Source organism: Actinomadura luteofluorescens, from assembly GCF_013409365.1.
Lineage (GTDB): Bacteria > Actinomycetota > Actinomycetes > Streptosporangiales > Streptosporangiaceae > Spirillospora > Spirillospora luteofluorescens.
In genome coordinates this window covers 5350083-5375109 of the sequence record NZ_JACCBA010000001.1, presented here as the reverse complement: position 1 = coordinate 5375109, position 25027 = coordinate 5350083, and the positions used below count along the sequence as shown (strand labels likewise).

Here is a 25027-nt window from a genome sequence, read left to right as displayed (position 1 = left end):
TGTAACGTTGACCGGGGGCTGGCGGAATGCGGTTCGAGGAACAGACCGAGGCCGCGGTGGCGCGGCGGCGCAAGCGCGACCGGGAGGCGACCCGGCGCCGCATCCTGGACGCCGCCCGCGACCTGTTCGGCGAGCACGGCTACGACGGCGTCACCGTCCGCATGATCGCCGGGCGCGCCGAGGCGAACACGGCGCTGGTCCACCGCTACTTCGGCTCCAAGGCGGCGCTGTTCGGCGAGGTGCTGGCCGGGGAGTCGGTGATCCGCGGCGTCATCGCGGGCGCCCCCGAGGGGCTGCCGCGCCGGCTCGCCGAGCACTTCGTCCGGCAGGTCGACCAGCGCTCGGTCACCGCCATGTCCCGGATGCTCGACCGGTCGGCCGGCCACCCCGAGGTCAAGGAGATCCTGCTCCGCTACCTGGAGGACGTGATCGTCGAGCCGATGGTGGCGCAGCTGGACGGGCCCGACGCGCGGGCCCGGGCGCTGCTCGCGTCCACGATCATCATGGGCGGCGGTCCGGTGCGGCGCCTGGTCGGCCTCGGCGACCTGCGCGCCGCCGACCCCGCCGACCTCACCGACCGCCTCACCGCGATGTTCAGCGCCGCCCTCGCCACCCCCGTCCACCGCGGGACGTAGCGACACGGGGCCGCGTACCCCGGCGGGAGCAGGCGGGATCGGCTTCGAGGCGGAGCGGGCGGGCACGAGGCGCGCATAGGGTTCTGGTCATGGGGCGGGCGGGCGCTTTCAGGGCGCGGTGGGACAGGACGGGACGGCCCGCACGCTGGGCGTCGGCGGCGGTCGCCGTAGTGCTCGCGGGCGGGGCCGCGGCCTGGGGCGCGGCGGCGGGCGGAGAGGCCCGCGTCCGGACGTCCGAACAGCGCATCACCGTCGTCGACGGGCCCAAGAACGACCAGCGCGTCACGCTCGACACGACGTTCTACAAGCCGGTCGGACGGTCGAAGGGCCCGGCGGTCCTGCTCGGGCACGGCTTCGGCGGCGACAAGCGGGACGTCGCGGCCGAGGCCCGCGACCTCGCCCGCGACGGCTACGCGGTGCTGGCCTGGTCGGCGCGCGGATTCGGGCGCTCGACCGGCGAGATCGCCCTCAACTCCCCCGACTACGAGGTGAAGGACACCCGGCAGCTGATCGACTGGCTGGCGCGGCGGCCGGAGGTCCGGCTCGACGGGCCCGGCGACCCGCGCGTCGGGATGGCGGGACAGTCCTACGGCGGCGCGATCGCGCTGATGACCGCCGCCTACGACCGGCGGGTGGACGCCATCGCCCCGCAGATCACCTGGAACAGCCTGGCCGGCGCGCTCTTCCCCGATGCCGCCTCCGGCGCGAAGCCCACGGACGGCGTCTTCAAGAAGCTGTGGGCGGGGCTGTTCTTCACGGGCAGCGCGACCCGGTCGGCGTGCGGGCGTTTCCTGCCCTCCGTGTGCGAGATGTACCAGGAGGTGGCGGAGAAGGGCCGCCCCACCGAATCGGCGATCGCGATGCTGCATCGGTCGAGCCCCGCATCCGTCGCCGACCGGATCAGGGTGCCGACGCTGCTCGTCCAGGGGCAGACCGACTCGCTGTTCCCGCTCGACCAGGCCGACGCCAACGCCCAGGCGATCGCGCGAAACGGCGCCCCGGTGTCGGTGGTGTGGTTCCAGGGCGGGCACGACGGCGGCGACCCCGAGACCGCGCGGGTCGAGGGGCTCGTGCGCGACTTCTTCGACGCCCGGCTCATGCGGTCGTCGGCGCCTTCCTCGGACGGGTTCACCGTGACGCGGGCGGGCGGCCTCGACTCCTCGACCCAGGCGGTCGTCGTGGACGAGGCGTCGACGCGGCGGTATCCGGGGCTTTCCGGGGACACGTCGGCGCTGCCGCTGACCGGGAGCGAGCAGACGATCTTCAATCCGGCGGGCGGATCGCCCACGTCGATCTCCGCGCTGCCGGGTCTCGGGGCGCTCGGTTCCCTGGGCGGGTCGCTGGGCGGCTCCCTGGGCGGGCAACTTCCTTCGGACATGCCAGGGCAGACCGCCACTTTCGACACGCGTCCGCTGGGCCGCCCGCTGCGGCTGACGGGCGCCGCGACCGTCCGGCTCAAGGTCAGCGGCGACGGGCCGCTGTTCGCGAAGCTCTACGACGTCTCGCCGGGCGGGCCGGCCGCCCCGGCGAGGCGGCTGGCGGCGCCCTTCCGGGTGTCCGGCGGGGAGGTCGAGGTGACGCTCCCGGCGATGGACTACCGCTTCGACCGCGGGCACCGGCTTCGGCTGGTCATCGCCACCACCGACATGGGATTCGCGACACCCGCCAAGCCGTCGTCGTACAAGGTGCAGGTGGTGTCGCCGCTGACCGTCCCGTCCGTCCCGGCGTTGAAGGCCGCGCCGGCGCCTCTGCCCGCCTGGGTGTGGGCTCTGCCTGCCGGCGCCGTCGCATTGGCGCTCGCCATCCTTCTCCCTGGGCGACTCAGGCGCGGCGCCGAAACGGACAGCGACGTGCCCCTGGAGATAACGGGGCTAACAAAGGCGTACAAGAACGGGCACCTCGCCGTCTCGGACCTGTCGTTCCGGGTGGAGAAGGGTCAGGTGCTGGGGCTCCTGGGTCCGAACGGTGCAGGGAAGACGACGACGCTGCGCATGCTGATGGGCCTGATTCATCCGGACTCCGGCTCGATCCGCATCTTCGGGCATCGCGTGTACCCGGGCGCCCCTGTACTTTCCCGTCTTGGCTCCTTCGTAGAGGGGCCTGGGTTCCTGCCCCACCTGTCCGGTCGCGACAACCTGGACCTCTACTGGCGCGCCACAGGACGTCCCTTGGACGAGGCCCACCTGGACGAGGCGCTCCAGATAGCCAACCTGGGGTCGGCCCTGGACCGGGCCGTCCGCACCTACTCGCAGGGGATGCGGCAGCGTCTCGCCATAGCGCAGGCCATGCTCGGGCTGCCCGACCTCCTCGTCCTGGACGAACCCACCAACGGCCTCGACCCGCCCCAGATCCGCGAGATGCGTGAGGTGCTCGTCCGGTACGCGGCCGCCGGGCGGACGGTCATCGTCTCCAGCCACCTGCTCGCCGAGGTCGAGCAGACCTGCACGCACGCCGTCGTCATGGCGGGCGGCCGCCGCGTCGCCGCCGGCCCGGTCGCCGAGATCACCGGGTCCGGCCGCCGCCTGGAGGACGCGTTCCTGGAGATCATCGGGGAGGGCTCATGACCGCCTACCACGTCCGGCGCACCCTTCCGCTGCGGGTCGAGGCCGTCCGGCAGTTTCGGCGCCGCCGCACGCTGGTCGCCTTCGCGTTCCTGCTCGTGCTGCCCTGGGTGCTCGTCGCGGCGTTCAAGATCGGCGGCGATCCGGGGCCGGACGGCGTTCCCAGCCTGGTCGACGTCGCCACGTCGTCCGCGCTGAACTTCGCCCTCTTCGCCCTGTTCGTCTCGACGGGGTTCCTGCTGGTCGTCGCGGTCGCGCTGTTCTGCGGTGACACGGTGGCGAGCGAGGCGGGCTGGTCGTCCCTGCGCTACCTGCTCGCCGCGCCCGTGCCGCGCGCCCGGCTGCTGCGCCAGAAGCTGATCGTCGCCCTCTCCTACGCGGTCGTCGCCGTCGTCAGCCTGCCGCTGATGTCGCTCGTCGCGGGGACGGCCGGGTTCGGCTGGGGCGACGTCGAGCTCCCGACCGGCGGCACCGTCCCGGTGAGCACCGCGCTCGGCCGCATGGCGATCATCATCGGCTACTCCCTCGTCGCGCAGCTCGTCGTCGCCGCCCTGGCCTTCCTGCTCTCGGTGACGACCGACTCCCCCCTCGGCGCCGTCGGCGGCGCGGTGGGCCTGGTCATCGTCAGCAACATCCTGGACGCCGTCACCGCGCTCGGCTCCTGGCGCGACTTCCTCCCGACGCACTGGATGTACTCCTGGATGGACGCCCTGCAACCCGAGATCCAGTGGGCGGGCATGGCCAAGGGCGCCGCGATCTCCGTCTCCTACGCCGCCGTCCTGTTCGCCCTGGCCTTCCGCCGCTTCCGGACACGCGACATCGTCTCCTGACCCCCGGGCACGTTCCGCGGTCCCCCGGACGCGCGCCGTCGATCAGGACTCCCCGAAAACCGGTCGAACGGGCAGTGTCGGTGACATAAGCTCAGCGAACCTCGTCCGGCCCGGCCGCGTCATACGAGGTAACGGCTCGATCCTCGGGTTTTAAAGGCAGCCCGGCGGGGGGAGATGATCACCATGGCACGGCAGCAGCTCATCAAGCGCCCCAGGCCCCCACGTCAACCGAGCCCGCCCGACCTGCGGACCCCTTCGGGCCGCCTCCTGCCGTACTGACCCTCACCGGGAGAGCCTCGCAGGAGCCTCTCCCGCTGGACGACGGTCCGTTCGAGGCCGCCACGCCCTCGCCGTGGCGGCCCCGTCCGGCGCGAGCGGCCTGAGCGCCGCCGCCACGTCCCACCGACCCCACGCGCGCATCGCGTACGTCTCGTGCGCGGCCGTCACGCGCGCCTTGGTCGCCCAAAGCGGTCGGCAGACTGCCACCTGGCAGACCGAGAGGTTACTTTACGCCAGTAGCCAGATCACCATGCTGCACGGCATCCACATCAACGCAGGTCAGCGGTCGAGTGCCCGGAGAGGCGGTCCGGACAGGAAGCTACCGGCAAAGTGCCATGTTGCTAACCGACCTATGTTTCTCTGCACAGAGCATCACGCATCGGGCAGAATCGAACCGACGGCGGTTTCGAGGACGGCAGATGATGCTTCGACGACCCTGGTCCACCGGTGGAACGCGGCTCGTGTACCGCCTGCTCCTCGCCGTGGACCTGGAGAAGTACAGTCACCTGGACGCGCAGCGGCAACTCGCCGCCCAGAAGGACCTCCGCAGGCTGCTCAACGGCTGTGCGAGACGGACCGGCCTGCGCACCAACGACTGGTACCGCCAGCCCGGCGGCGACGGGGAACTCGTCGTCATGCCCGCCGACGTCGACATCCCCCACGTCGTGGGGGCCTTCACGTCCGACCTCGAATGCGCGCTCGCCGAGCTCAACAGGGAGCGGGCCACCCGCCTGCGCATGCGGCTCGCCCTCCACCACGGCACCGTGATCGACGGGCCGCTCGGCCCGGCCGGCGACGCCCCCGTCGTGGTCGCCCGGTTACTGGACTCCGCGCCGCTGCGCGACCACCTCACCGAGCACCAGGACCGCGACCTCGCCCTGGTGGTGTCCGACACCCTGTACAAGGACGTCGTGGGCAGCGGCTTCTGCGCCCTGAAGCCCACGGACTTCTCCCGGCTGGAAGTAGTGATCAAAGAGAAGCCGTACAGCGGCTACATCCACCACGACCGGCTGCCGCCACGAGAGCTCCCCCTCCCGGCGCCCGCCGCATGACCATCAGTCCGCCCCGTCTCCGTACCGTCTGCGTATGGAGCGCCGCAGAAGCAGCCACTCCACGCTCGAAATCGTCAGGACGGCGCTCAGGCGATCCGTGGAATCCCGCATCAGAACGGATCCCCCGTCACAAGCGATCTCGACGCAGTTGCCTCCACCGCTGCGACTGCTCTTTCTCCAGACCACCCGCGATCGTTTCGTCCTGTCCACACTGGCCCCTTCCAACCGCCGGCCTTCACGGCGCGGCTGTCAGAATTTCGGGGCACAACCTTGGAGGCGTCCTCGCAGGCCAATCAGGATGCGAACGGCGACCTTCTGTTCGGGCGAACGTCCTCACGCTCGGCCATGCCCTTCGGCGCACGATCCCAGGCACACCACAGTCCTGTGTCGTGCTCTGTCAATGTGAGAGTGTAAGTGTTCACCGAAGATCAAGCCATAGGTGGATCACTCGCCCCGCGCCGCTGTCGGCGTCGAGGGGCCTCAGAGCGATTCCGCGACCGTGTTGAGCAGCACGGCCGAGCCTTCCGGACCAAGCGAAATACGGCGCAGCACCTCGAACTTCTCGCGATAGCGGACGATGTCCTCGCGATAGTCGCGCCCGATCAGTTCACCCTGCGCGCCTTCCAGATACAGCACGTCGTCGTCTTCGGCTTCAACGAACTCAAGGAGCTTGAACGGTCCGCTCAGCCCAGGATGGGCCCCCCGGTCGAGCGGAACGATCTCGATGGTCACGTTGGGCCGCTTCGCCATCTCCAGCAGGTGCGACAACTGGGCGCGCATCACCGCGGCGCCTCCGACCAGCCGACGGATCGCCGCCTCGTCGATGACGAAGTAGAACCTGGGGGGAGCGTCCCCCTCGAAAATCTCCTGCCTGCGCAGGCGCACCTCGACCAGTTCGCTGATCTGCTCGGGAGCGTCCTCGCCGCGCAGGTTCGAGAGGATTTCCTTGGCATAGGCGCTGATCTGCAGCAGGCCCGGAACGAGCAGGGGATCGAACTCGCGGCAGGCGCCGGCGGCCGACTCGAAGCCGATGAGCTCCGCCATCTGCGGGCTGAGGACCCTGCGATAAGCGCTCCACCAGGCCGTTTCACGGGCCGCGCGCGCCAGCCCCAGAAACTCGTCGTACCGCTCCGACGGCACCCCATACTGCTGCAACATGACGCGGACGTCGCTCACCGCGACCCTGACCATCCCGCCTTCAATGCGGATGATTTTCGAAAGCGACCATTCCAGGGCCTTCGCCGCCTGCTCCTGCGTCAGCTCGGCGGCCTCACGGGCCCTGCGGAGCTCTACCCGAAGGCGTCGCTGGTGAACAGTCGGACTGTCCGGCATGCCCTACACCTTCCACTTCTCTGCCAGAAGGCAGAGTGCAACCTTTCAAAGCGCCTAGGTCGCAAAGACTAGTGCACCACCAACCGCATGTGGTCGGTTCACCCCGAGGATTTGCCCAACCTCGACGACTCAGCGTCCCCAAAAGAACACAAACCGCCACACACGACCTGTCCAATACCCACACTGCCAAGGAGCCTCAATCCAGACTCCAGTGACTCACCAGCATCCCTGACCCGCTGTCGTGACCCGCCGGGTACCGGGTACCTCGCTATAGGGTGCGAAAGCACCCACCGCAGGGTCACAGTCCAGGCGACGCTCTGTCGTCTTCAGAGAAAGAAGCCGATGAGCACGGCAACCGACGTGGACGCCTTGCGGCGCATGATGCCGTCGCCGGAGAGCGGTGGCAGGGCCGTCGACTGGGACGGGATGGCGCAGTCGTGGGGCAGGCCGTTCCCCCTTGACTACCAGCGCGGAATGGCGAAGTTCCTCACCCACCTATTCCAAGGCGCCTTCCCCGAGTGCCCCCTGGGCGACCACACCCTCTGGGCTCAGGCCGCAGCCACCTTCAAGCAACTGGGCTGACCTCGCCGCCAGCGCCTCAGAGCCCATTGCGACGGAGGACGCTGCTCAAGACGCCAGTGTTGCGCGCTCGACAGCCTCCAAGAGTCGTTCGCCGTAGGCGCAGAGGCTGGCCTCCCACGGATGTCCGAACGTCCCGAATGAGAGATCCTGCGACAGGAAGATGTAGTAGTCGTCGTCAGGAAAGACGGGGACGACCCAGGACTCGTAGTCCTCCGGCCTGCTCAGGCGGTGCGGCCAGAAGCGGCAGCAAGGGTGCCGTCGCCAGGATCTACGGCGAAGTGCCAGAGCCACTCTGAGAAAGTAGGACGTTCCCGGGCAAGGTCCCACGTCACCGACGGGGAAGGCTCCAGGATGCCCCTCCGCGGATCCGGCCGACCAGAGGGACGAAACGACGTCAACTCCTCGAAGGCACTCCAGGCCCCATCCTGATCCGAATCGGAGAGCCGGACCCATGCCGGCAAGTCTTCCGCCATCATCCCTCCAGAGGTCCGGCTGGACATTCTCACCCAACCTCGGCCAGGCATCTCCCCCTAAGAGAGAAGACGCGCAGGACGCTGGAGTCTCTCGCCTGGGCATGGGCGTCCTAGGGTTCTCGAGTGCGCATGTATCTGTCCTCCTGGCGGACCGGACAGCATCCGGAACGGATGCTGCGACTGCTGGTGAGTCCCACCGGGGCCCGAACGGCAGTGATCGCAAACGCCGTCGACGCCCTGCCCGTCACCGAGCGCCGAGCCGCGGTCGAGCACGAGATCCAGGCGCTCACCGCCCTCGGCCTCCGACCTGTCGAAGTCGATCTGCGGACGTACTTCGACCAGGACCCAAGCGGCGTCGCGGCCGCGCTCCGCGGATTCCGTCTGCTCTGGGTCCGCGGAGGCAACGTGTTCGTCCTCCGTCACGCTCTGGCGAAGAGTGGCGCCGACCGCGCCATAACCGAGCTCCTGCAACAGGACGCCGTCGTCTATGCGGGCTACAGCGCCGGCGCCTGCGTCCTGGCCCCAGACCTACATGGGCTGGAGCGATGCGACAATCCCCAGGCTGTGCACAGCGCATATGGCGCGCAGGCCCGCTTCGACGGCCTGGCCCTCCTCGACTACGTCGTGGTGCCGCACATCGACTCCCCCGGGCATCCCGAGACCGAGATCCTGGGAACGGTCGCCGACCACTACCGCTCCCAGGGCATCGCCCACCGCACGCTGCGCGATGGCGAGGCCATCGTGATCGACGCCCCCACTGACCACTGACCAACGCCCTGCGGACACGGGCACCTCAGCCGTCGAGGATGCCGTTCAACTCTGTGAGGATGTCCTGCCAACTCGGCATGCGCGCATGTGGAGGGGCGGCCGGGTCGAAAAGGATGCGGGCGCCCATCGAGCGGAGGGCGTCCAGGTTCCGCCCGAAGGCCACGTGGGTGGCCAGTTCCGCCTTGACCTGCGGGACCGCGAGTATCGGCACGCCCATGCCGAGGTGTTCGCACAGCATGCCGACGGCGACCGTGTCCGTGATGCCCAGCGCCCACTTGTTGATCGTGTTGAACGTGGCCGGAGCCACCACGATCGCGTCGGCGGGAGGCAGCCCGTTCGACGTCTCGTGCGGCTGCCGGAAGTCGGTCCGCACCGGCCCGCCGGTCGAGGCCGCGAGCCGGTCCAAGTCCAGGAACTTGGCCCCCATGGGGGTCGCGATCACCCGGACATGCCAGCCCGCGCCCTGGGCCAGCCGCACGAAGGCCTCCAGATCGGACGCCGCACCAGCCCCGCACACGACCACGTAGAGCACCTTCGCCGAGGTCATCGACCTGCCTCCCCCTACGCGTGTTCTCCGCGGACCAGCAATGAGCATGGCATCCGGCCTGGATCACGCGCGAATGCGCGTCCTACGCGAGGGTTTGAAAGGCTCGTTCAAGAGTGAAGCGACCCCTCAAGGTGAGGAGCCGCTTCGGCTGGGGCCGGGCTTCCGCTGTCACCGATGCCCGGCATTGAAGATGATCACACCGCAGACGACCATGTCGAGGGCGCCGAGGGTGACGTTCATCGAGTTGAGGCCGTTGACGCCGTTGACGATCAGGCTGGAGAGGCCGCCCGCGAAGCACAACAGCCCGAGGCAGAAAGCCGCGATACCTGCCCTGCGGGCGCGCTGCTGGTCAGTGACGGGGCTCATAAGGGTGTCTCCTTTGCACGCGCTCTAAAACGCTCTTTCTCTTGCGACCGTCCGAGCGCGCGCTCCTGTGACAACGCAGCAGCAAGGACCGTCTAGCGACCGAGCGCCAGGCGGCACGGAATTTCCGCAATCACCTCACCGAAACGAAAGGCTCGGCTAAAGCTCGACGGGCGTCGGCTCTGCTTGAGAACGTGCGCGGGCCCGAAAAAACCAGTGCGCGGCGACCAAAGGGACAACGCCGACGGGATACCAGGCGACATCAACGGGGTCGAACCGGGCTCCCAGCAGCTGGCGCACGATCCAGCCGCGTTGGGAAAGAGCCTCCGGTACAGGCGTGAGCTGTGCGAACTCGATGAACCAGCAATACGCGATCGCAGCAGCGCCGGCAGCCAGCGAAGAGAGCGGCGGCCTTATGAAGATCACTATCGTGTAGACGATGGCGGCGGACAGTGCGGCGCCCGAGTACTGCTCGACGGGCCCGTCCAGCGCGGCCCGGATCGCGTAGGCCGCGCCCGCGAAACCGACCGCCGTGACCACCATCAGCGGCCGGATCCACCGCGCTGCGAGCGACATCGCGCGATCATACTGAAGGACCTGGGGCGGCCGCGCGGTCAGCGTCTGCGCTCGATGAAGGGCAGGCCGGCGAGGGAACTGGGCAGGCCGACCGACCAGACCGAGCGCGTTCCCGGCACTCGCGCCAGGTCACGCACCCAGACGGCGGTGCCCGGACGCCCCTCGCCGCTCTCGGCGTTCCAGCGTCCGCCGCTGTAGTGCAGGTAGCTCTTGTCGTCGTCGACCGTGCTCACCGAGACCCAGGCGCCTTGGTCGCCGTCATCGGCGAGCGTCGGAAAGTGGTAGGCAAATGGGGACGCGGGGATCGTCGTCGACGTCCAGCTCTTCCCGTCCCAGTGCATGAGCTCGGGGGTCGCATAGCTGGTGCTGGCACGGTAGGCCCAGACGCTCGTGCCCGAAACCGGCGCGATCTTCGCGATGTAGGTCTGCTCTTTGGACGGGTACCGGATCGTGCTCCATTCGCCGCCGTTCCAATGCAGCATGGCCTCAGTCGGACCGGCCCCCGGAATATCGCAGGTGCAGGCGATCCAGATGTCCTTCGCCGACCGGACGGCGACGGTAGAGGCACTGACCATCGGCACCGGAGTCTTCTGGCGCACCCATCGTCCGTTCTGGAAGCGCAGGGCAACGGCCTTCTTCGCCTGTGAGTCGTACCCGAGTGACCAGGCCGGTCCGCCGCGCGCCGCCGAAACGATCTGCAGATACGTCGGCAGAGGAGAAGGCATGGTGGGCCGGACTCCGGCCGGGTAACCGACCCTGCGCCAAGCGACGCCGTTCCAATGCAGCGCCGGTGAGCCGCTCTCGTTGAGGTAGATGCCCCAGGCATTCCGCGGTCCGGCGGCAGCGAGGTCGACGACCTGCCCAGTGCCCGGCGGCAGCGCTTGGCGCCGCCACTGCCGACCATTCCAGGCCATCATGACGGGCTTCCCACTCGACGTCGCGTCCTCGACCCCGCCTGCCCACGCGGCCCACGGCCCGGCCGCGGCGATCTCAGTCACCACCCCGAGCCCCTCGAAAGGCGGCGTGGGCACCTTCTCCCACTCCGGGGACGCCGCAATGGCAGCGGAGGGTGTGAGCACCACCCCAGCGAGGCCGGCGGCCCAAGCGGTGACGCGAAGAACCCGATGTCCAGCCATGAAGACTCCCGAGACGATCCGGCGGCACCCCGCAACGATCTTGCCGCCATCCACTGGCAGACACCTGGAAACCTATCCCCAAGATCGCCCCGCCAAACAAACACCCTCGTTCATATGACCACTACAGGCCACCACCGCCAACGCCAACGGCCCAACGAAGGCCGTACTCCACACCCCGCCGGCGTGGTGAGAGGGGCTGCTGGTTGGTGTTGCGGGAGGTTCGGCGGCCTTCCGCTAGAAGTCGGTCGGATCTCTTCGTAGGTGAGGTTCGGGGGGCTTCGGCAAGCGGGACGTCTGTTCAGGGTGGGTGGGCGGGCGTCAGGACTGTTCTCCTTTTGGTTGATTACCTGCTGGTATGTTGCGTTTGTGAAGCGGGGTGTGGTGTGCGGGGTCGCGGCGTATGTGATGTGGGGGCTGTTTCCGCTGTACTGGCCGCTGCTGAAGCCGGCGGGGGCGGGCGAGATCCTGGCGCACCGGATCATGTGGTCGCTGGTCGCGGTGGTCGCGGTGCTGGCCGTGCGGCGGAGCCGGGGGTGGCTGCGGACGCTGGGGTGGCGGCGGGGCGTGCTGCTGGCGCTGGCGGCGCTGGTGATCAGCGTCAACTGGGGGACGTACATCTACGCCGTCAACAGCGGGCACACGATCGAGTCCGCGCTGGGGTACTTCATCAACCCGCTGATCAGCGTGGTGTTCGGTGTGGTGATCTTCCGGGAGCGGCTGCGGCCGTGGCAGTGGGCGGCGGTCGGGTTGGGGGCGGCCGCGGTGGTCGCGCTGACCGTCGGCTACGGGCGGCCTCCCTGGATCGCGCTGGTGCTGGCGGGCGCGTTCGCGGTGTACGGCCTGCTGAAGAAGTTCGCCGGCATGCCCTCGGCGGAGAGCCTGGCGGTCGAGACGGCCGTGACGTTCCTGCCGGCGCTGGGCTTCGTGCTGCTGCTGGAAGGACGGGGCGAGGCGGCCTTCGGGCACCACGGTGCGGGGCACGCGGTGCTGCTGGCCGGGGCCGGGATCGTGACCGCCGTGCCGTTGATGCTGTTCAACTCGGCTGCCGTGCGGCTGCCGCTGAGCGTCATCGGCATGCTCCAGTACCTGGCGCCGGTGCTGCAGTTCGTCATCGGGCTGTTCGTGCAGCATGAGGAGATGCCGCCGAGCCGGTGGGCGGGGTTCCTGCTGGTCTGGCTCGCCCTGGTGACGCTCACGTGGGACGGGTTGACGGCCGGACGCAGGGAAGCGGTGCCCGAAACCGTACTAAGGGGCTAAAGTGCCGGACGTCACATCCGATTGAGGGAGTCGTCGTTGCGTCTGCTCAGCGTCACCGTGTTGGGAACAGCGCTCGTTGCGGCGGGCATGCTGGCTCCGGCGACGGGGCAGGCGAGCGGGGACGGGCCGGTCTCGGTGGAGCCCCGGGCCGCGCGGCCCGGTGAGCGGGTCCGGCTCTCGGTGCCGGGATGCGCGGGCAGGGTGGCCGCGGGTTCCGAGGCGTTCACCGGACGGGCCGTGGGCGGCGCGGCCGTCGTGAGGCGGGACGCCGCGCCCGGCACCTACCCCGTGGCGGTGCGCTGCGGATCACGGAAAGTGACCGGCGAGGTGCGTGTGGCGGGACGCGGGGCGTGGCCCGCGCTGGTCCCGATCGACCGCGCTGCAAAGTAATTCGGTACAAACCGGAAGAGAGCTCCATTTAGCGAGCGTCACTCTCCGTGTTCTCTCTCGCCTTGCGAATGTCCTTTTCGCGGGCCACTTCGGCATGCCTGTAAGGGCGAACCGCACAACGAGACAACACAACCGGCAAGTGATAAGGGTCACGTCGGAAAGGTTGAGATTTCTACCGGGCGAAGCCTTGCCGATGTTAATTGATCATGTGATACTCCCACAGAAAGCTACATAACACCGCAACCTTCCCACAAAGCCCGTATCACTCATTCACGGCATCCCGCCGCGAGGGACGCCGTGCGTCCCGGGCGGGACCGCGCCCCGGGGCGGCCAGGCACTGGCACTCCAACTCAACATCGAGGGGCAGTCGGTAATGTCCGTTGACGTCGGCGCCGTCCCAGTCCAGAAGGCGAAGAACTTCCCCCTTTACCGCACGGTCGCCGGCTTCGTCCGCGACCCGCTTCGCCAGCTGGAACGGATCAGCACGGAGGGGGACGGCCGGCTCATCCGGCTCGACCTCGGTGCGTCCCATCCCTACCTGGTCACCCATCCCGACCACATCCAGCAGGTCCTGCGGCGCGAGTCGGAGATCTTCCAGCGGGACGGGGTGTTCTGGCGGCCTCTGCGCGAGCTGATGGGCGACAGCATCCTGTCCGAGGGCGCCGAGTGGGAGCACAGCAAGCGGGTGCTGCAGCCGGTGTTCACCACCCGCAACGTCAACCGGCTCACCGGGCTGATGGCCGAGGCGATCAACGACGCCGTCGGCAAGCTGGAGGAGCCCGCCCGCGCGGGACGGCCGATCGACGTGCTGCCGGAAATGAGCCGGATCGTCAACGAGACCGTGATCAAGGTCCTGTTCGGCGACAAGATCTCCCCGGTCGAGGCCAACAAGCTGATCCCGACGTTCGACCAGATCGCCACCTCGATCTCGGTCCGGTTCCTGCTGCCGTTCCTGCCGCGCGTGCTCCCGATGCCGGGCGACCGGGCGTTCAAGGACGCCGTGCAGGTGATGGACGAGGTCCTGTTCGAGCTGGTGGCGCGCTACCGGGAGAACCCGGGCGACGGCAGCGACATCTTCACCGCGCTCTGCCAGGCCCGGACCGAGGACGGCGCCCCGCCGGACGACAAGTGGATCCGCGACAACCTGCTCGCGATGTTCGCGACCAGCACCGAGACAACGACGCTGGCGCTGACCTGGCTGTGGCCGCTGCTGCACGACCACCCGGACGTCCTGGACAGGCTGGTCGGGGAGATCGAGGACGTGGTCGGCGACGAGCCGGTCCGCCCCGACCATCTTCCGAGGCTGCCGTACGTGTCGCAGGTCGTCCAGGAACTGCTGCGCCTGTACCCGGTGGGCTGGATGTTCCCGCGGATGGCGACCGCACCGACGATCCTCGGCGGCGTGCACATCGAGCCGGGCGATCCGGTGCTCATCAGCCCGTTCCTCACGCACCGGCTGGAGTCGGTGTGGGACCGTCCGCTGGAGTTCGACCCGGAGCGGTTCACGGAGGAGAACTCCCGCAAGCGGCACCGCTACGCCTACTTCCCGTTCGGCGGCGGACCGCACCAGTGCATCGGCCGCCACGTGTTCGACGTCGAGGCGCGGATGATCCTGACGAGCATCCTGAGCCGGTTCCGTCCCGCCCTGTCCGACGCGATCCCGGCCATGCCGCGCATCGGCGCGACGCTGCGGCCGCGGGAGTCGATGGAGATGACGCTGACCCCGGTCGGGCGGGACGCGTGACGGCGCCGGAAGGGGCGCCTCCACATCCCGGCGGCCCCGCCGCTCCCGACGCCCTCCTGGCGGCGCGGCACGACGGGGCCGTCATGGCGCAGGCCGTGAAGTGCGCCCGCGACCTGGCGAGATGCGCCGAGACCTATCCCGACCTGTTCGACGCCAAGCCGATCGACGAGACCCTGTTCACCGCCGTGGCCTGCGCGAACGCGTTCGGGTCGCCGTGGCTGACGGCGTCCGGGATCCGGATGGCGGCGCGCACCTCGCTGTGGATCTTCGGTCTGGACTGGCTGGTGGACCACGTCGCGACGACCCGGGACGAGGTGGACGACATCAACCGGCGCTGCCTCGCCGTCGCGGAGGGGGCACCGCCGGAGCCGGGGGACGGGCTCACCCGGTTCCTCGCCGACATCCGGGACGAGGCCGCAGGGTCGCCGGCCTTCGCGGCGCTGCGCGACGACTGGCTGGAGCAGCTCGCGCGGCTGCTGCACGCCGGTGCCCGCGAGCTGACGTGGAAGTTCGTCGACGAGGCCTCATGGCCCACCTTCGATGAATACCTGGACAACGCCGACAACTACGGCTCGGCCTGGGTCAACATCTCGCACTGGATCGTGCACGCCGACCAGGGCGTCCTCGACCACATCGGCGAGCTGCAGGCCGCGAGCCGGGACGTGCAGCAGGTGCTGCGGCTGCTGAACGACCTCGCCACCTACGAGCGGGACGTCACCTGGGGCGACCTGAACGCTCAGATGCTCGGGGTGGAACGTGCCCAGATCACGGCGCGGATCGACGCGATCGTGGCGCGCTGCCGCGACCGCGTCCGGCCGCTGCGGGGCGACTGCCCCGAGGCGGTGGCCTATCTCGAACGGCAGATCGGCTTCAGTACGGGCTTCTACGGGCTGAGCGACTACTGGGGGTCGCTGTGACCGTCGAGGAGGCGGGTCCGGAGGCGGCCGAGGCCGCCGATCCCGACCCCGACGATCTCTACGCGGCCGCCGGCGCGCTGGTGGCCGATCTCGTGCACCACCCGTGGGGGCGGTCGTCCCCGTCCGTCTACGAGACCGGGCGGCTGGTGAGCCTGGCCCCCTGGCTGACCGGGCATTCCGGGAGGATCCGCTTCCTGCTGGACACGCAGCGGCCCGACGGCGGCTGGGGGGCGCCGGACCCGGGATACGCGCTCGTCCCGACCCTGAGCGCGACCGAGGCGCTGCTGTCCGCGCTGGCCTCGGAGGGGCGCCGCTGGCCGGCCGGCCTCTACGTCGCCGAAGTGGTCCGCGGCGCCGGGCGCGCGCTGCGGGCCCTCGCCCGGCGGCTCGACGGCTCGACGGCGGCCGGCTTCCCGGACATGCCGGCCATCGAGCACATCACCCCGGCCCTGATCGAGGCGATCAACGGGCACCTCGACCGGCTCCGCGACGACCCCGCCCTCGCCGCCTGGTGGACGGGCGGACGGCTGTCCCCGCCCGCAGGAATGGACGGGGCGTTCGTCGCCGCTGCCAAGGCCCATCTGGAGAACGGCGGCGCCGTGCCGCTGAAGGTCCAGCACGCCCTGGAGATCGCGGGGGCGTCGGCGCGCCGGGCCGGTTCGGTCCGTCCCGTGCCGTTGCCGGAACCGGTGCGCCCGTCCGCGGCGAACGGGGCCGGGACGGTTCGCGACCGTCGGCGCGTCCACCGCCGCCACCGCCGCGTGGCTCGGCGCCCCCGACGGCGCCCCCGACGGCGGAGCCGGTGAACGCGCCGCGCGGCGCTACCTGGAGGCGGCCGCCGAGCAGCACGGCGGTCCCGTTCCCGTCGCCGTCCCGGTGACCAACTTCGAGCGCGGGTGGGTGCTGGGCTGGCTGGCCCGCGCCGGGCTCGCGCCGGCCGTCCCGCCGGAGCTGATCGCCCAGATGCGGGCGTCGCTCGGCGAGGACGGCGCGCCGGGCGGCACCGGCCTGCCCCCGGACGCCGACACCAGTTCCGGCGTGCTGTACGCGCTGTCGCTTCTCGGCGAACCGCACCCGCCCGACCTGCTGTGGAAGTACGAAACGAGCACGCATTTCTGTAGCTGGCCCGGTGAGAACGGACGGTCCGTCACGACCAACGCGCACGTGCTTGAGGCGTTCGGCCATTACCTGGAGTGCGGCGGCGAGGGACCGGCCGGCCGTTACGCGGCGAGCGCGCGAAAAGCGGCGTCCTGGCTCATCGGCGAGCAGTTGAACGACGGCCGCTGGGAGGATCGGTGGCACGCCTCGCCGCTCTACGCGACCGCTTGCGCCGCGCTGGCGCTGGACGAGTTCGGGGGCCCGGAATCGGCGGACGCCGTGAATCGGTCCGTCGAGTGGGTGCTGCGGGAACAGCGCCCGGACGGTTCCTGGGGTCGCTGGTGCGGGACCGCCGAGGAGACGGCCTACGCCGTGCACGTCCTGACCCTCGCCCGCCCGTCCGGCGATGCCGCGCCCGACCCGGCGGTGCGGGAGGCGGCGGAGCGCGCGGTCCGGCGGGGCGACGCCTACCTCAGAGCGGCCCTGCGGAGCACGCCCGGCGCCCTGACCGAAGGTCTGGGGGACGTTGACTCCGGCAAGCCGCCGCTATGGCACGACAAAGACCTATATCGCCCAACGACGATCGTGCGGGCGGCGGTCCTGGGAGCCCTTCGTCTGGCACGGCGTGACACGAGTGTTTCAGTGCGGTGAATTTCACCACCCTGTCAGAGGGTGACCTGCTTGTACGCCTGAGCCGGAAACCATTCACCTTGAGTGGGTTTGGTGGCGTTGGTAAGGTTCACCGGTGCCTTGCCGATCACCCGGCATAGCGCTACCCGCACTCACCGCCACCAGTGTCTCGCAGCCTGGCCCCAAGACCTCGCATTGCAGGCACCTTGACAATTGTTGGGGCGATCATAATGCGTTTCCGCAACTCACGGCTGCGGACCAAGATTGCGGCCCTGCTGGTCTCGCTGACCGCGCTGTGGGCCTTCGCCGCCTGGGTGACGTTGCGCGAAGGCGTGAACCTGCTCTTCGTGAGCACCCTGGACAGCGTCGTGGCCCCGAGTGACCCGCTGCTCGTCGAGCTGCAGCACGAGCGCCGCCTCACCGTCACCATGCTCGCGTCCGGCCAGCGGCGTCCCGACCTGCTCGACGCCCAGCGCGCCCGCACCGACAAGGAGCGGGCCATCGTCATCGAGAAGGCCCGCAGCGGCTCGGTCCGCCGCGCCGCCGACGACGAGATGGACCAGCGGCTCGACGCGATGGTCCGGCTGCTCGGCCGGCTCGACGGCGACCGCCGGTCGATCGACGCCGGCGCCTTCGACCGCCGGCACATCATCGACGCCTACTCCGACACCATCGAGTCGATCTTCCACATGTACGACGGGACGACGACGCTCGACGACAAGGGCTTCACCACCGACCTGCGCGCGGAGATCGCCGTCAACCGGTCCTGGGAGCTGCTGTCCCAGGAGGACGCGCTCGTCGCCGGCGTCCTCGCGTCCGGCCGGATCACCCCGATCGACCAGATCGACATCGCCAAGGCCGTCGGCGCGCGGCGCCTCAACTACGAGCGCGCCCTGGTCGACCTGGAGGGCGCCGACCGGCAGGCCTGGAACGAGCTGAACGCCAACAAGCGCCTCACCACCGTCGGCGCCCTGGAGGACGCGCTCCTCCAGCGGACGAAGGGGCGCGGCCCCCGCATGACCGCCGAACAGTGGCGCGGCGCGACCGATCCCGCGCTCGCCCAGATGCGCAAGTCCATCCAGGACGCCGGTGACCGGCTCGTGGAGCGCGCCACACCCATCGCCACCTGGGTCGTCATCCGGCTGCTGCTCGCCGGTGGACTCGGCCTCCTCGCGGTCATCGCCTCCATCGTCGTGTCGATCACCACGGCGCGCGCCCTCGTCCGGCAGCTGGAACGGCTGCGCGGCGCCGCGTGGGAGCTGGCCGAGCAGCGACTCCCCGGCGTCGTCGAGCGGCTCGGGCACGGGGAGAAGGTGGACGTCGAGGTCGAGGCGCCGCCGCTGCGGTTCGGCAACGACGAGATCGGGCAGGTGGGCCGCGCGTTCAACGCCGTCCAGGAGACCGCGATCCGCACCGCCGTCGAGCAGGCGGAACTGCGCCGCGGCATCCGGGACGTCCTGCTGAGCCTCGCCCGCCGCACCCAGACGCTGGTGCACCGGCAGCTCACCATGCTGGACACGATGGAGCGCCGCCGCGACATCGAGACCAAGGAGCTGGAGGAGCTGTTCCGGCTCGACCACCTCGCGACCCGCATGCGGCGCAACGCCGAGAACCTCATCGTGCTGTCCGGCGCCCTCCCGGCCCGCGGATGGCGCAACTCCGTGCCGATGGTCGACGTCGTCCGCGCCGCCGTCGGCGAGGTCGAGGACTACACCCGCGTCACCGTCCTGCCGTTCGGCCCGGTCGAGCTGGCCGGACGCTCGGTCGGCGACGTCACCCACCTGCTCGCCGAGCTGATCGAGAACGCGGTGTCGTTCTCCCCGCCCGACACCATCGTGCAGGTCGGCGGGCACCTGGTCGCCAGCGGCTTCGCGATCGACATCGAGGACCGCGGGCTCGGCATGACCGACGAGAAGCTCACCGAGATCAACGCGCGGATCGCCGACCCGCCCGACTTCAACCTCCAGAGCTCGGTCCAGCTCGGCCTGTTCGTGGTCAGCAAGCTCGCCGAGCGCTACAACATCCAGGTCTCGCTGAAGCGGTCCGCCTACGGCGGCACGACCGCCGTCGTCGTGATCCCCAGGGACCTGATCGTCGAGCAGGGCCCGGCGCAGGTCCCGGCCGGCACCATCACCCAGAACGGGCTGGAGGTCCGCCGCCCCGCCGCGGTCGGCGCCGCGTCCGTCGCCGACGTCCGCACCGCCTCCCCCACGACGACGCTCCCCCCGTCTGGCACCGGCCCGCAGTCCGTCGGACCCGCCCTCGTGGCGGTCCCCCCGCCGGCTGCGGACCCGCTGCCCATCCGGCCCGTCGGCGGCACCGCCCCCGAGCCGGAGCCCGAGGCCCCCACGCCCGCGTGGCACGACGACCCCGCGGACGGCGCACGTCCCGACCCCATCGAGCCGGAGGACCTGCCACCCGTGCCCGACATCTCCACCACACCGTCCGGTCTCCCCGTCCGAGTGCCGCAGGCGAACCTGGCCGAACCCCTGCGCACCGATGAGCCCGTCGCCTCCGACGAGCAGGACGAGCAGGAGGACCCGGGCCGCTCCCCCGAGGAGATCCAGCGGATCATGGGTTCCTACCAGCGCGGCACCCAGCGGGGCCGCTCTGAGGCGGCGGAGGCCCTCGGTAACAACGCAGCGGAAGGCGAGGCAGATCAGTGACGCAGAAGACCGGTCCCTCCTCCGATCTGGGCTGGCTGCTGGACGACCTCGTCCACCGGCTGCCGCACGCCCGCAGCGCGGTCGTGCTGTCGGCGGACGGCCTGCTCATGGCGTCGTCCGAGGGCATGACGCAGGACGACGGCGAGCACCTCGCCGCCGTCGCCGCCGGCATCCAGAGCCTCGCCAAGGGCGCCGGCACCCGCTTCGGCGGCGGCCCCGTCCGGCAGACGATCGTCGAGATGGCGTCGGCGTTCCTGCTGGTCACGGTCGCCGGCAAGGGTGCCTGCCTCGCCGTCCTGGCCACCGAGGAGGTCGACGTCGGCCTCACCGCCTACGAGATGGCGATGCTCGTCACGGCCATGGGCCACCACCTCACCTCCCCGTCGCGTTCGGAGTCCGCGCAGGAGGGGCGCCCGGCATGATGCCCCCCGAGGATCCCACCCAGGAGCCCTGGGTGGACGAGGCCGCGACGCGCCCGCCCGTCAGCGACCGCTTCCTGGACGAGCACGCGGGACCGATGGTGCGGCCGTACGTGATGACCAGCGGCCGCATCGAGCCGACCCGCGGCCGGTTCGACCTCATCACCCTGGTGGTGGCGGCCGGAGCCGAGCCGGAGGGCGCGATCGGCCTCGGCCCCGAACACCTGTCCATCATCCGGCTCTGCCAGTCGGTGATGTCGGTGGCCGAGATCACCGGCCATCTCGACCTGCCCGTGGCGACCGTGCGGGTGATGCTCGGCGACCTCCTCGACAAGGGGTTCGTCTCCCTGCAGGAACCCGAACCGGAGGCGGACATGCACGACATCAGGCTCTACAAGGCGGTGATCGATGGACTCCGGGCCCTCTAACGCCGGTGGCGGGCGACGCGACATGCGCGCCCGCCGGCTCCCCACCGCGGTCAAGATCGTGATCGCGGGCGGCTTCGGGGTCGGCAAGACCACGATGGTGGGCACGGTCTCGGAGACCCGCCCCCTGCGCACCGAGGAGCTGCTCACCGACGAGAGCGTCGGCGTCGACGACATCTCCGGGGTGGAGCGCAAGCAGACCACCACGGTCGCGATGGACTTCGGCCGCATCACGATGCGCAACGAGTACGTCCTCTACCTGTTCGGCACCCCCGGACAGGAGCGGTTCTGGTTCATGTGGGACGAGGTGTCGCTCGGCGCGCTCGGCGCCGTCGTCCTCGCCGACACCCGCCGCCTGTCGGACTGCTTCCCGTCCGTGGACTACTTCGAGCGCCGCGGCACCCCGTTCATCGTCGCCGTGAACTGCTTCGAGGGCGCCCAGCGCTACGACCTCGCGGAGATCCAGATGGCCCTCAACCTGGGCCCCAAGGTCCCCGTCATGCTCTGCGACGCCCGCAACCTCGGCTCCTGCAAGGAGGTCCTCATCGACCTCGTCCTGCACGCCATGAAGACCCGCGGCCTCACGGAGGAGCCCGAACCCCAGAACGCCTAGGCTGTGTTTTCACAGTCCCGGCCCACTTCGCTCGCCTGGCGGCTGTGTTTTCGAAGTCCCGGCCCACTTCGCTCGCCTGGCGGCTCGCTACGTGACCTGGCCTGGGCGAACGCGGCATCGCTTCGCGATCTGCCCGGCTCCGCTCACCTCCGGCCTCGCTCCACCGGCCAGGTCACGCGTTCGCGCGGACTGCCGAGGCCACTTCGAGACAGGCCCTAGCCGCGGACGCCCGCGGCGACGGTGCCGGCGAAGGCGCGGACGACGGCTGTGGCGCGGTCCCGGTGCCAGACGAGCGCGAGCGCCGAGTCGGGCAGGCCGGTGAGCGGGACGATGACGACGTCGCCCCGAACGTGGCGGCGGGCGGTCGGACCGCACAGCGGCATCGCGCCGCGCCCCGCGGCGACCATCGCGAGGCCCTCCTGGACCGTGCTGACGGCCGGTCCGGGCGGGATCGCGCGCCCGCCGGGCGTCAGCCGCGGGGACTGCGCGTCGCGCCAGTACCGCGGCGCCGGGCCTGCGATCCTGACCAGCGCGTGCCCGGCCAGGTCCTCGGCGCGGACCGACGGACGGTCCGCGAGCGGATGGCGCGCCGGGACGGCCAGACTCAGCGGCGCCTCGGAGAAGACCGGGCCGACGGCGAGGACGGACTCCCGCACGGGGGTCAGGACGATCGCGGCGTCCACGTCCCCGCCCAGCACCGGCCCGAACGGGTCGGCCAGCGGGATCTCGACGGTGTGGACCTCGCAGCCGGGATGGTCGCGCTGGAACGCGCGGACCAGGCCCGCCAGATCCTCGTCCAGGGAGCCGACGAAACCGACCCGGAGCACCCCGCCGGCACCGCGCGCCCTGCTCCTGGCCCCTTCTACGACGTCGAGGAGCGCGGTGTAGGCGGGCCGCAGCTCGTCCCGGAGGGACGCGCCGAGCGGGGTCAGCCGGACGCGGCGGCTGGTGCGCTCCACCAACCGGGCCCCGATCCGCAGCTCCAGGGCGCGCACCAGCTGACTGACGCGGCTCTGGGAGAGGTAGAGGCGCTCCGCCGTCCGGCCGAAGTGCAGCTCCTCGCTGAGGACGAGGAAGCATTCCAGCTCCCGGGCCTCCAGTTCCGCCACGTCGCTCCCCAGGTCCGCGATCGATGAGTCCAGCTCATACAAGGATGCGATCTTCGCCGTTGTTCCCCGGGGGCCCGGCGCGCCAGGGTCGAAGCCATGACGGTTCCTTCTACTCCCCTGCCGCGGCGGGGGTGGCCGGCGGTGCTCGCGGTCGCCGCGGCCACGTTCCTCGTCGTCACCAGCGAGATGCTCCCGGTCGGCCTGCTGACCTCGATCGGCCCTGACCTCGGAGTGTCCGCGGGCACGGCCGGGCTGGCGATGACCGTTCCCGGCCTCGTCGCCGCGCTGTCCGCGCCCGCGGTCTCCGCGGCCACCGCCCGGCTGGACCGCCGGGCGGTGCTGGCTGTGCTGGCGGGGCTGCTGGCCGCGGCCAACCTCGGATCGGCGGCGGCGCCCGGGCTGCCAGCGCTGCTGGCAGCCCGGGTCCTGGTCGGCGTGGCGATCGGCGGCGTGTGGGCGATCGCCGGCGGAATGGCGGCCCGGCTGGTGCCGGAGCGTTCCGCCGGGACCGCCACTTCGGTGGTCTTCGCCGGGATCGCGGTGGCGTCGGTCGCGGGGGTCCCGGCCGGCACGCTGATCGGCGACCTCGCGGGCTGGCGGGCCGCGTTCGCCGTGGCCGGAGCGTTGTCGCTGGTCGCCTGCGCCGCGCTCGCCGTACTGCTCCCGGCGCTGCCCGGAACGGGCACGGCGGGTCTGGCCGCCATGCCGCAGGTGCTTCGCGCACCCCGCGCGCGGGCCGGCCTCATGGTGACGTTCCTCCTGGTCACCGGGCATTTCGCGGCGTACACCTACGTGCGTCCCGTGCTGGAGCGGGTGTCCGGCGTGAACCCGGACCTGATCAGCACGCTGCTGCTGGTGTACGGCGTGGCGGGCATCGCCGGCACTTTCGTCGCGGGCACGGCCGCCGCCCGCGACCCGCGCCGCACCCTGGTGCGGATCTCACTTCTGCTCGCGCCGGCCGTCCTGCTGTTCCCGGTCGTCGGCAGGTCGCCGCTTCCGGCGGTCGTGCTGCTGGTCCTGTGGGGCGCCGCCTACGGCGGCGTATCGGTCACGCTGCAGAACTGGCTACTGCAGGCGGTACCGCCGCAGGCCGCCGAGCCGGCGTCGGCGCTCTTGGTCGCCGTGTTCAACATCGCCATCTCCCTGGGAGCGCTGGCAGGCGGCCAGATGACCGACACCGCCGGCGAGACGAGCGTCATGTGGCTGGGCGGAACCCTGGCCGCACTAGCCCTGGCCACCGCCGCGACCACACGACGACCCCAATGGCCGCGACCACGTCCAAAGGCGAGCCCAAGCGAACCCGACCCCGCAGAGAGCATCGATCACCGGAACACCCGACGATGAAGGCCCTCAAGGCCCAACGGAGAGAGGCCGTAACCGCCGACCCCAGCAATCACCGCAACCACGCAACAACCTGACTGGTCGCGATCGCGTCCGAAGGCAGGTTCGAGCGCAGCAAGAACCTGATCGCGAAGCGAGCCGCCAGGCGAGTCGAAGCGATGCCAGCGATCGCCGCGTTTCTCGACGATGGAGGGCCTTCAAGGCCCGAAGGAGGAGAGAAAGGCAGTAAGTACCGCTAGCCGGTACGGCTAACTACATAGTCGCAGAGGTTGGTGAAGGCGTCGCGGGCGGGGATCTCGGGGAGGGTGAGGAGTTCGGTGCGGGCGTCCTCGGCCCAGCGGCGGAGGTCGGCGCGGGCGCGGTCCATGGCGGGGTGGGCGCGCAGGAGGGCGAGGGCCTCGGTGTGGAGGGCGTCGTCGGTGAGGTCCTGGGTGAGGAGCTCGCGGAGGCGCGCGTCGTCGGGGCCCGAGCCGATGCCGGCGAGGACGTGGTGCATCGGGAGGGTGCGGATGCCTTCGCGCAGGTCGGTGCCGGGGGTCTTGCCGGACTCCTCGGTCTCGGAGTCGATGTCGAGGATGTCGTCGGACAGCTGGAAGGCGATGCCGATCTTCTCACAGGCGGAGGTGACCGTGTCGACGACGTGGGAGGGGGCGCCCGAGAGCAGGGCGCCGAACTGGCCGGAGACGGCGATCAGCGACGCGGTCTTGTCGGCGACGACCTGGAGGTAGTGCTTGAGGGGGTCGGCGTCCTCGCCGGGGCCGACGGTCTCCTGGATCTGGCCGCGGACGAGGCGGGCGAACGCGCGGGCCTGGATGCGGACGGCCTCGGGGCCGAGGTCGGCGAGCAGGTCGGACGCGCGGGCGAACAGGTAGTCGCCGGTGAGGATGGCGACGGTGTTCGTCCAGCGCGAGTTGGCGGACTGCTGGCCGCGGCGCACGGTGGCCTCGTCCATGACGTCGTCGTGGTAGAGGGTGCCGAGGTGGGTGAGCTCGACGACCACGGCCGCGGGGACGACGCCGGTCGCGGCCGGGTCGCCGAAGTGGGAGGCCAGCAGTACCAGCATCGCCCGGAACCGCTTGCCGCCCGCCTCGACGAGGTGCCGCGAGGCCTCGGTGAGCAGCGGGTCCTCGCCCCGGACGCAGTCGAGCAGAAGGGACTCGACGGCGGCGAGGCGCTCCTTGGCGTCGGACGCGAGCGCGGCGTCGACGGGAAGCCCGAACGGGCCGGTCTCCTGGATGGCCGGCCCGCCGGACTTCTCAGCGAATGGGTTGCTCACCCAAGACT

The 25027-nt window shown here is 70.6% G+C and carries 27 protein-coding genes; 17 read left to right on the top strand and 10 right to left on the bottom strand.

The window, feature by feature from the left end; genetic code table 11:
- Window positions 1-26: 26 nt before the first annotated feature.
- From BJY14_RS24980 to BJY14_RS24965, 4 genes are all read left to right on the top strand, one after another.
- The gene (locus BJY14_RS24980; RefSeq protein ID WP_179845847.1) at window positions 27-635 is read left to right on the top strand and encodes a TetR/AcrR family transcriptional regulator; all 609 of its coding nucleotides are present in this window, start codon (window positions 27-29) and stop codon (window positions 633-635) included.
- Window positions 636-724: 89 nt separating this feature from the next.
- Entirely contained in the window at window positions 725-3199 is a 2475-nt protein-coding gene (locus tag BJY14_RS24975; RefSeq protein ID WP_179845846.1) for an alpha/beta fold hydrolase, read from the top strand.
- Window positions 3196-4026 (top strand): ABC transporter permease, encoded by an 831-nt coding sequence (locus BJY14_RS24970; RefSeq protein ID WP_179845845.1) that lies wholly within the window; start codon window positions 3196-3198, stop codon window positions 4024-4026. The genes BJY14_RS24975 and BJY14_RS24970 overlap by 4 nt, the downstream gene beginning before the upstream one ends.
- A gap of 698 nt (window positions 4027-4724) precedes the next feature.
- Window positions 4725-5357, top strand: a complete 633-nt coding sequence (locus BJY14_RS24965; RefSeq protein WP_179845844.1) for a nucleotidyl cyclase domain-containing protein — start codon at window positions 4725-4727, stop codon at window positions 5355-5357.
- A 3-nt stretch (window positions 5358-5360) separates the two neighbouring features.
- Here BJY14_RS24965 and BJY14_RS24960 read toward each other — a convergent pair whose 3' ends face one another.
- Both BJY14_RS24960 and BJY14_RS24955 read right to left on the bottom strand, forming a co-directional pair.
- Window positions 5361-5543, bottom strand: a complete 183-nt coding sequence (locus BJY14_RS24960) for a DUF397 domain-containing protein (RefSeq protein WP_312879799.1) — start codon at window positions 5541-5543, stop codon at window positions 5361-5363.
- 294 nt (window positions 5544-5837) lie between these two features.
- Window positions 5838-6689 carry a helix-turn-helix domain-containing protein gene (locus BJY14_RS24955; protein ID WP_179845842.1) on the bottom strand — a complete coding sequence of 284 codons (852 nt, stop codon included), beginning with the start codon at window positions 6687-6689 and terminating at the stop codon, window positions 5838-5840.
- Window positions 6690-7031: 342 nt separating this feature from the next.
- Between BJY14_RS24955 and BJY14_RS24950 the strand changes: the two genes are divergently transcribed.
- A complete protein-coding gene (locus tag BJY14_RS24950; RefSeq protein WP_179845841.1) occupies window positions 7032-7271 on the top strand; it encodes a hypothetical protein in 240 nt (79 codons plus the stop codon).
- A 45-nt stretch (window positions 7272-7316) separates the two neighbouring features.
- Here BJY14_RS24950 and BJY14_RS47805 read toward each other — a convergent pair whose 3' ends face one another.
- Window positions 7317-7562, bottom strand: coding sequence for a DUF2716 domain-containing protein (locus BJY14_RS47805; RefSeq protein WP_218905583.1), 246 nt, complete (start codon window positions 7560-7562; stop codon window positions 7317-7319).
- Window positions 7493-7744 (bottom strand): DUF2716 domain-containing protein, encoded by a 252-nt coding sequence (locus tag BJY14_RS47800; protein WP_376770052.1) that lies wholly within the window; start codon window positions 7742-7744, stop codon window positions 7493-7495. Before BJY14_RS47800 ends, BJY14_RS47805 begins: the two co-directional genes overlap by 70 nt.
- Window positions 7745-7873: 129 nt before the next feature.
- Here BJY14_RS47800 and BJY14_RS24940 point away from each other — a divergent pair, with 129 nt between their 5' ends.
- Entirely contained in the window at window positions 7874-8512 is a 639-nt protein-coding gene (locus BJY14_RS24940) for a Type 1 glutamine amidotransferase-like domain-containing protein (protein ID WP_246397134.1), read from the top strand.
- Window positions 8513-8537: 25 nt separating this feature from the next.
- Here the strand turns inward: BJY14_RS24940 and BJY14_RS24935 are convergent, their stop codons facing one another.
- From BJY14_RS24935 to BJY14_RS24920, 4 genes are all read right to left on the bottom strand, one after another.
- Window positions 8538-9059: a flavoprotein gene (locus tag BJY14_RS24935; protein ID WP_179845839.1), complete on the bottom strand. Its 522-nt coding sequence runs from the start codon at window positions 9057-9059 to the stop codon at window positions 8538-8540.
- A 168-nt stretch (window positions 9060-9227) separates the two neighbouring features.
- Complete coding sequence (locus BJY14_RS24930; RefSeq protein WP_179845838.1) at window positions 9228-9425, bottom strand: hypothetical protein; 198 nt, start codon at window positions 9423-9425, stop codon at window positions 9228-9230.
- A gap of 156 nt (window positions 9426-9581) precedes the next feature.
- The gene (locus BJY14_RS24925; RefSeq protein ID WP_179845837.1) at window positions 9582-9998 is read right to left on the bottom strand and encodes a DUF2809 domain-containing protein; all 417 of its coding nucleotides are present in this window, start codon (window positions 9996-9998) and stop codon (window positions 9582-9584) included.
- Between the two features lie 38 nt (window positions 9999-10036).
- Window positions 10037-11188 carry a hypothetical protein gene (locus BJY14_RS24920; protein WP_179845836.1) on the bottom strand — a complete coding sequence of 384 codons (1152 nt, stop codon included), beginning with the start codon at window positions 11186-11188 and terminating at the stop codon, window positions 10037-10039.
- A 312-nt stretch (window positions 11189-11500) separates the two neighbouring features.
- On the opposite strand from BJY14_RS24920, the gene rarD reads away from it, so the two are divergent.
- The 10 genes from rarD (at window position 11501) to BJY14_RS24875 (ending at window position 21293) form a co-directional block, all read left to right on the top strand.
- Entirely contained in the window at window positions 11501-12391 is an 891-nt protein-coding gene (rarD, locus tag BJY14_RS24915; RefSeq protein WP_312879394.1) for an EamA family transporter RarD, read from the top strand.
- Window positions 12392-12427: 36 nt separating this feature from the next.
- The gene (locus tag BJY14_RS24910; RefSeq protein WP_179845835.1) at window positions 12428-12781 is read left to right on the top strand and encodes a hypothetical protein; all 354 of its coding nucleotides are present in this window, start codon (window positions 12428-12430) and stop codon (window positions 12779-12781) included.
- A gap of 373 nt (window positions 12782-13154) precedes the next feature.
- Complete coding sequence (locus tag BJY14_RS24905; RefSeq protein ID WP_179845834.1) at window positions 13155-14525, top strand: cytochrome P450; 1371 nt, start codon at window positions 13155-13157, stop codon at window positions 14523-14525.
- Complete coding sequence (locus BJY14_RS24900; RefSeq protein WP_312879393.1) at window positions 14522-15442, top strand: terpene synthase family protein; 921 nt, start codon at window positions 14522-14524, stop codon at window positions 15440-15442. Before BJY14_RS24905 ends, BJY14_RS24900 begins: the two co-directional genes overlap by 4 nt.
- Complete coding sequence (locus BJY14_RS45570; RefSeq protein ID WP_246396080.1) at window positions 15439-16248, top strand: hypothetical protein; 810 nt, start codon at window positions 15439-15441, stop codon at window positions 16246-16248. The genes BJY14_RS24900 and BJY14_RS45570 overlap by 4 nt, the downstream gene beginning before the upstream one ends.
- Before the next feature lie 70 nt (window positions 16249-16318).
- Window positions 16319-17191, top strand: coding sequence for a prenyltransferase/squalene oxidase repeat-containing protein (locus BJY14_RS45565; protein ID WP_312879392.1), 873 nt, complete (start codon window positions 16319-16321; stop codon window positions 17189-17191).
- A 209-nt stretch (window positions 17192-17400) separates the two neighbouring features.
- Window positions 17401-19836, top strand: coding sequence for a nitrate- and nitrite sensing domain-containing protein (locus BJY14_RS24890; protein ID WP_179845833.1), 2436 nt, complete (start codon window positions 17401-17403; stop codon window positions 19834-19836).
- Window positions 19833-20258 carry a roadblock/LC7 domain-containing protein gene (locus tag BJY14_RS24885; RefSeq protein ID WP_179845832.1) on the top strand — a complete coding sequence of 142 codons (426 nt, stop codon included), beginning with the start codon at window positions 19833-19835 and terminating at the stop codon, window positions 20256-20258. The genes BJY14_RS24890 and BJY14_RS24885 overlap by 4 nt, the downstream gene beginning before the upstream one ends.
- Window positions 20255-20683, top strand: coding sequence for a DUF742 domain-containing protein (locus BJY14_RS24880; RefSeq protein ID WP_179845831.1), 429 nt, complete (start codon window positions 20255-20257; stop codon window positions 20681-20683). The genes BJY14_RS24885 and BJY14_RS24880 overlap by 4 nt, the downstream gene beginning before the upstream one ends.
- Entirely contained in the window at window positions 20664-21293 is a 630-nt protein-coding gene (locus tag BJY14_RS24875; RefSeq protein WP_218905581.1) for a GTP-binding protein, read from the top strand. The genes BJY14_RS24880 and BJY14_RS24875 overlap by 20 nt, the downstream gene beginning before the upstream one ends.
- 215 nt (window positions 21294-21508) lie before the next feature.
- Here the strand turns inward: BJY14_RS24875 and BJY14_RS24870 are convergent, their stop codons facing one another.
- Window positions 21509-22444, bottom strand: a complete 936-nt coding sequence (locus BJY14_RS24870) for a LysR family transcriptional regulator (protein WP_246396078.1) — start codon at window positions 22442-22444, stop codon at window positions 21509-21511.
- Window positions 22445-22498: 54 nt separating this feature from the next.
- Between BJY14_RS24870 and BJY14_RS24865 the strand changes: the two genes are divergently transcribed.
- Window positions 22499-23746, top strand: a complete 1248-nt coding sequence (locus BJY14_RS24865; RefSeq protein ID WP_179845829.1) for an MFS transporter — start codon at window positions 22499-22501, stop codon at window positions 23744-23746.
- Window positions 23747-23978: 232 nt separating this feature from the next.
- Here BJY14_RS24865 and BJY14_RS24860 read toward each other — a convergent pair whose 3' ends face one another.
- On the bottom strand, window positions 23979-24980 hold the full coding sequence (locus tag BJY14_RS24860) for a polyprenyl synthetase family protein (protein ID WP_179849604.1): 1002 nt from the start codon (window positions 24978-24980) through the stop codon (window positions 23979-23981).
- Window positions 24981-25027 lie beyond the last annotated feature (47 nt).

Coding starts and splice junctions, on each gene's coding strand:
- BJY14_RS24980 (WP_179845847.1), top strand. CDS start 27: ATGCGGTTCGAGGAACAGACCGAGGCCGCGGTGGCGCGGCGGCGCAAG.
- BJY14_RS24975 (WP_179845846.1), top strand. CDS start 725: ATGGGGCGGGCGGGCGCTTTCAGGGCGCGGTGGGACAGGACGGGACGG.
- BJY14_RS24970 (WP_179845845.1), top strand. CDS start 3,196: ATGACCGCCTACCACGTCCGGCGCACCCTTCCGCTGCGGGTCGAGGCC.
- BJY14_RS24965 (WP_179845844.1), top strand. CDS start 4,725: ATGATGCTTCGACGACCCTGGTCCACCGGTGGAACGCGGCTCGTGTAC.
- BJY14_RS24955 (WP_179845842.1), bottom strand. CDS start 6,689: ATGCCGGACAGTCCGACTGTTCACCAGCGACGCCTTCGGGTAGAGCTC.
- BJY14_RS24950 (WP_179845841.1), top strand. CDS start 7,032: ATGAGCACGGCAACCGACGTGGACGCCTTGCGGCGCATGATGCCGTCG.
- BJY14_RS47800 (WP_376770052.1), bottom strand. CDS start 7,744: ATGGCGGAAGACTTGCCGGCATGGGTCCGGCTCTCCGATTCGGATCAG.
- BJY14_RS24940 (WP_246397134.1), top strand. CDS start 7,874: ATGTATCTGTCCTCCTGGCGGACCGGACAGCATCCGGAACGGATGCTG.
- BJY14_RS24935 (WP_179845839.1), bottom strand. CDS start 9,059: ATGACCTCGGCGAAGGTGCTCTACGTGGTCGTGTGCGGGGCTGGTGCG.
- BJY14_RS24930 (WP_179845838.1), bottom strand. CDS start 9,425: ATGAGCCCCGTCACTGACCAGCAGCGCGCCCGCAGGGCAGGTATCGCG.
- BJY14_RS24925 (WP_179845837.1), bottom strand. CDS start 9,998: ATGTCGCTCGCAGCGCGGTGGATCCGGCCGCTGATGGTGGTCACGGCG.
- BJY14_RS24905 (WP_179845834.1), top strand. CDS start 13,155: ATGTCCGTTGACGTCGGCGCCGTCCCAGTCCAGAAGGCGAAGAACTTC.
- BJY14_RS24890 (WP_179845833.1), top strand. CDS start 17,401: ATGCGTTTCCGCAACTCACGGCTGCGGACCAAGATTGCGGCCCTGCTG.
- BJY14_RS24880 (WP_179845831.1), top strand. CDS start 20,255: ATGATGCCCCCCGAGGATCCCACCCAGGAGCCCTGGGTGGACGAGGCC.
- BJY14_RS24875 (WP_218905581.1), top strand. CDS start 20,664: ATGGACTCCGGGCCCTCTAACGCCGGTGGCGGGCGACGCGACATGCGC.
- BJY14_RS24865 (WP_179845829.1), top strand. CDS start 22,499: ATGACGGTTCCTTCTACTCCCCTGCCGCGGCGGGGGTGGCCGGCGGTG.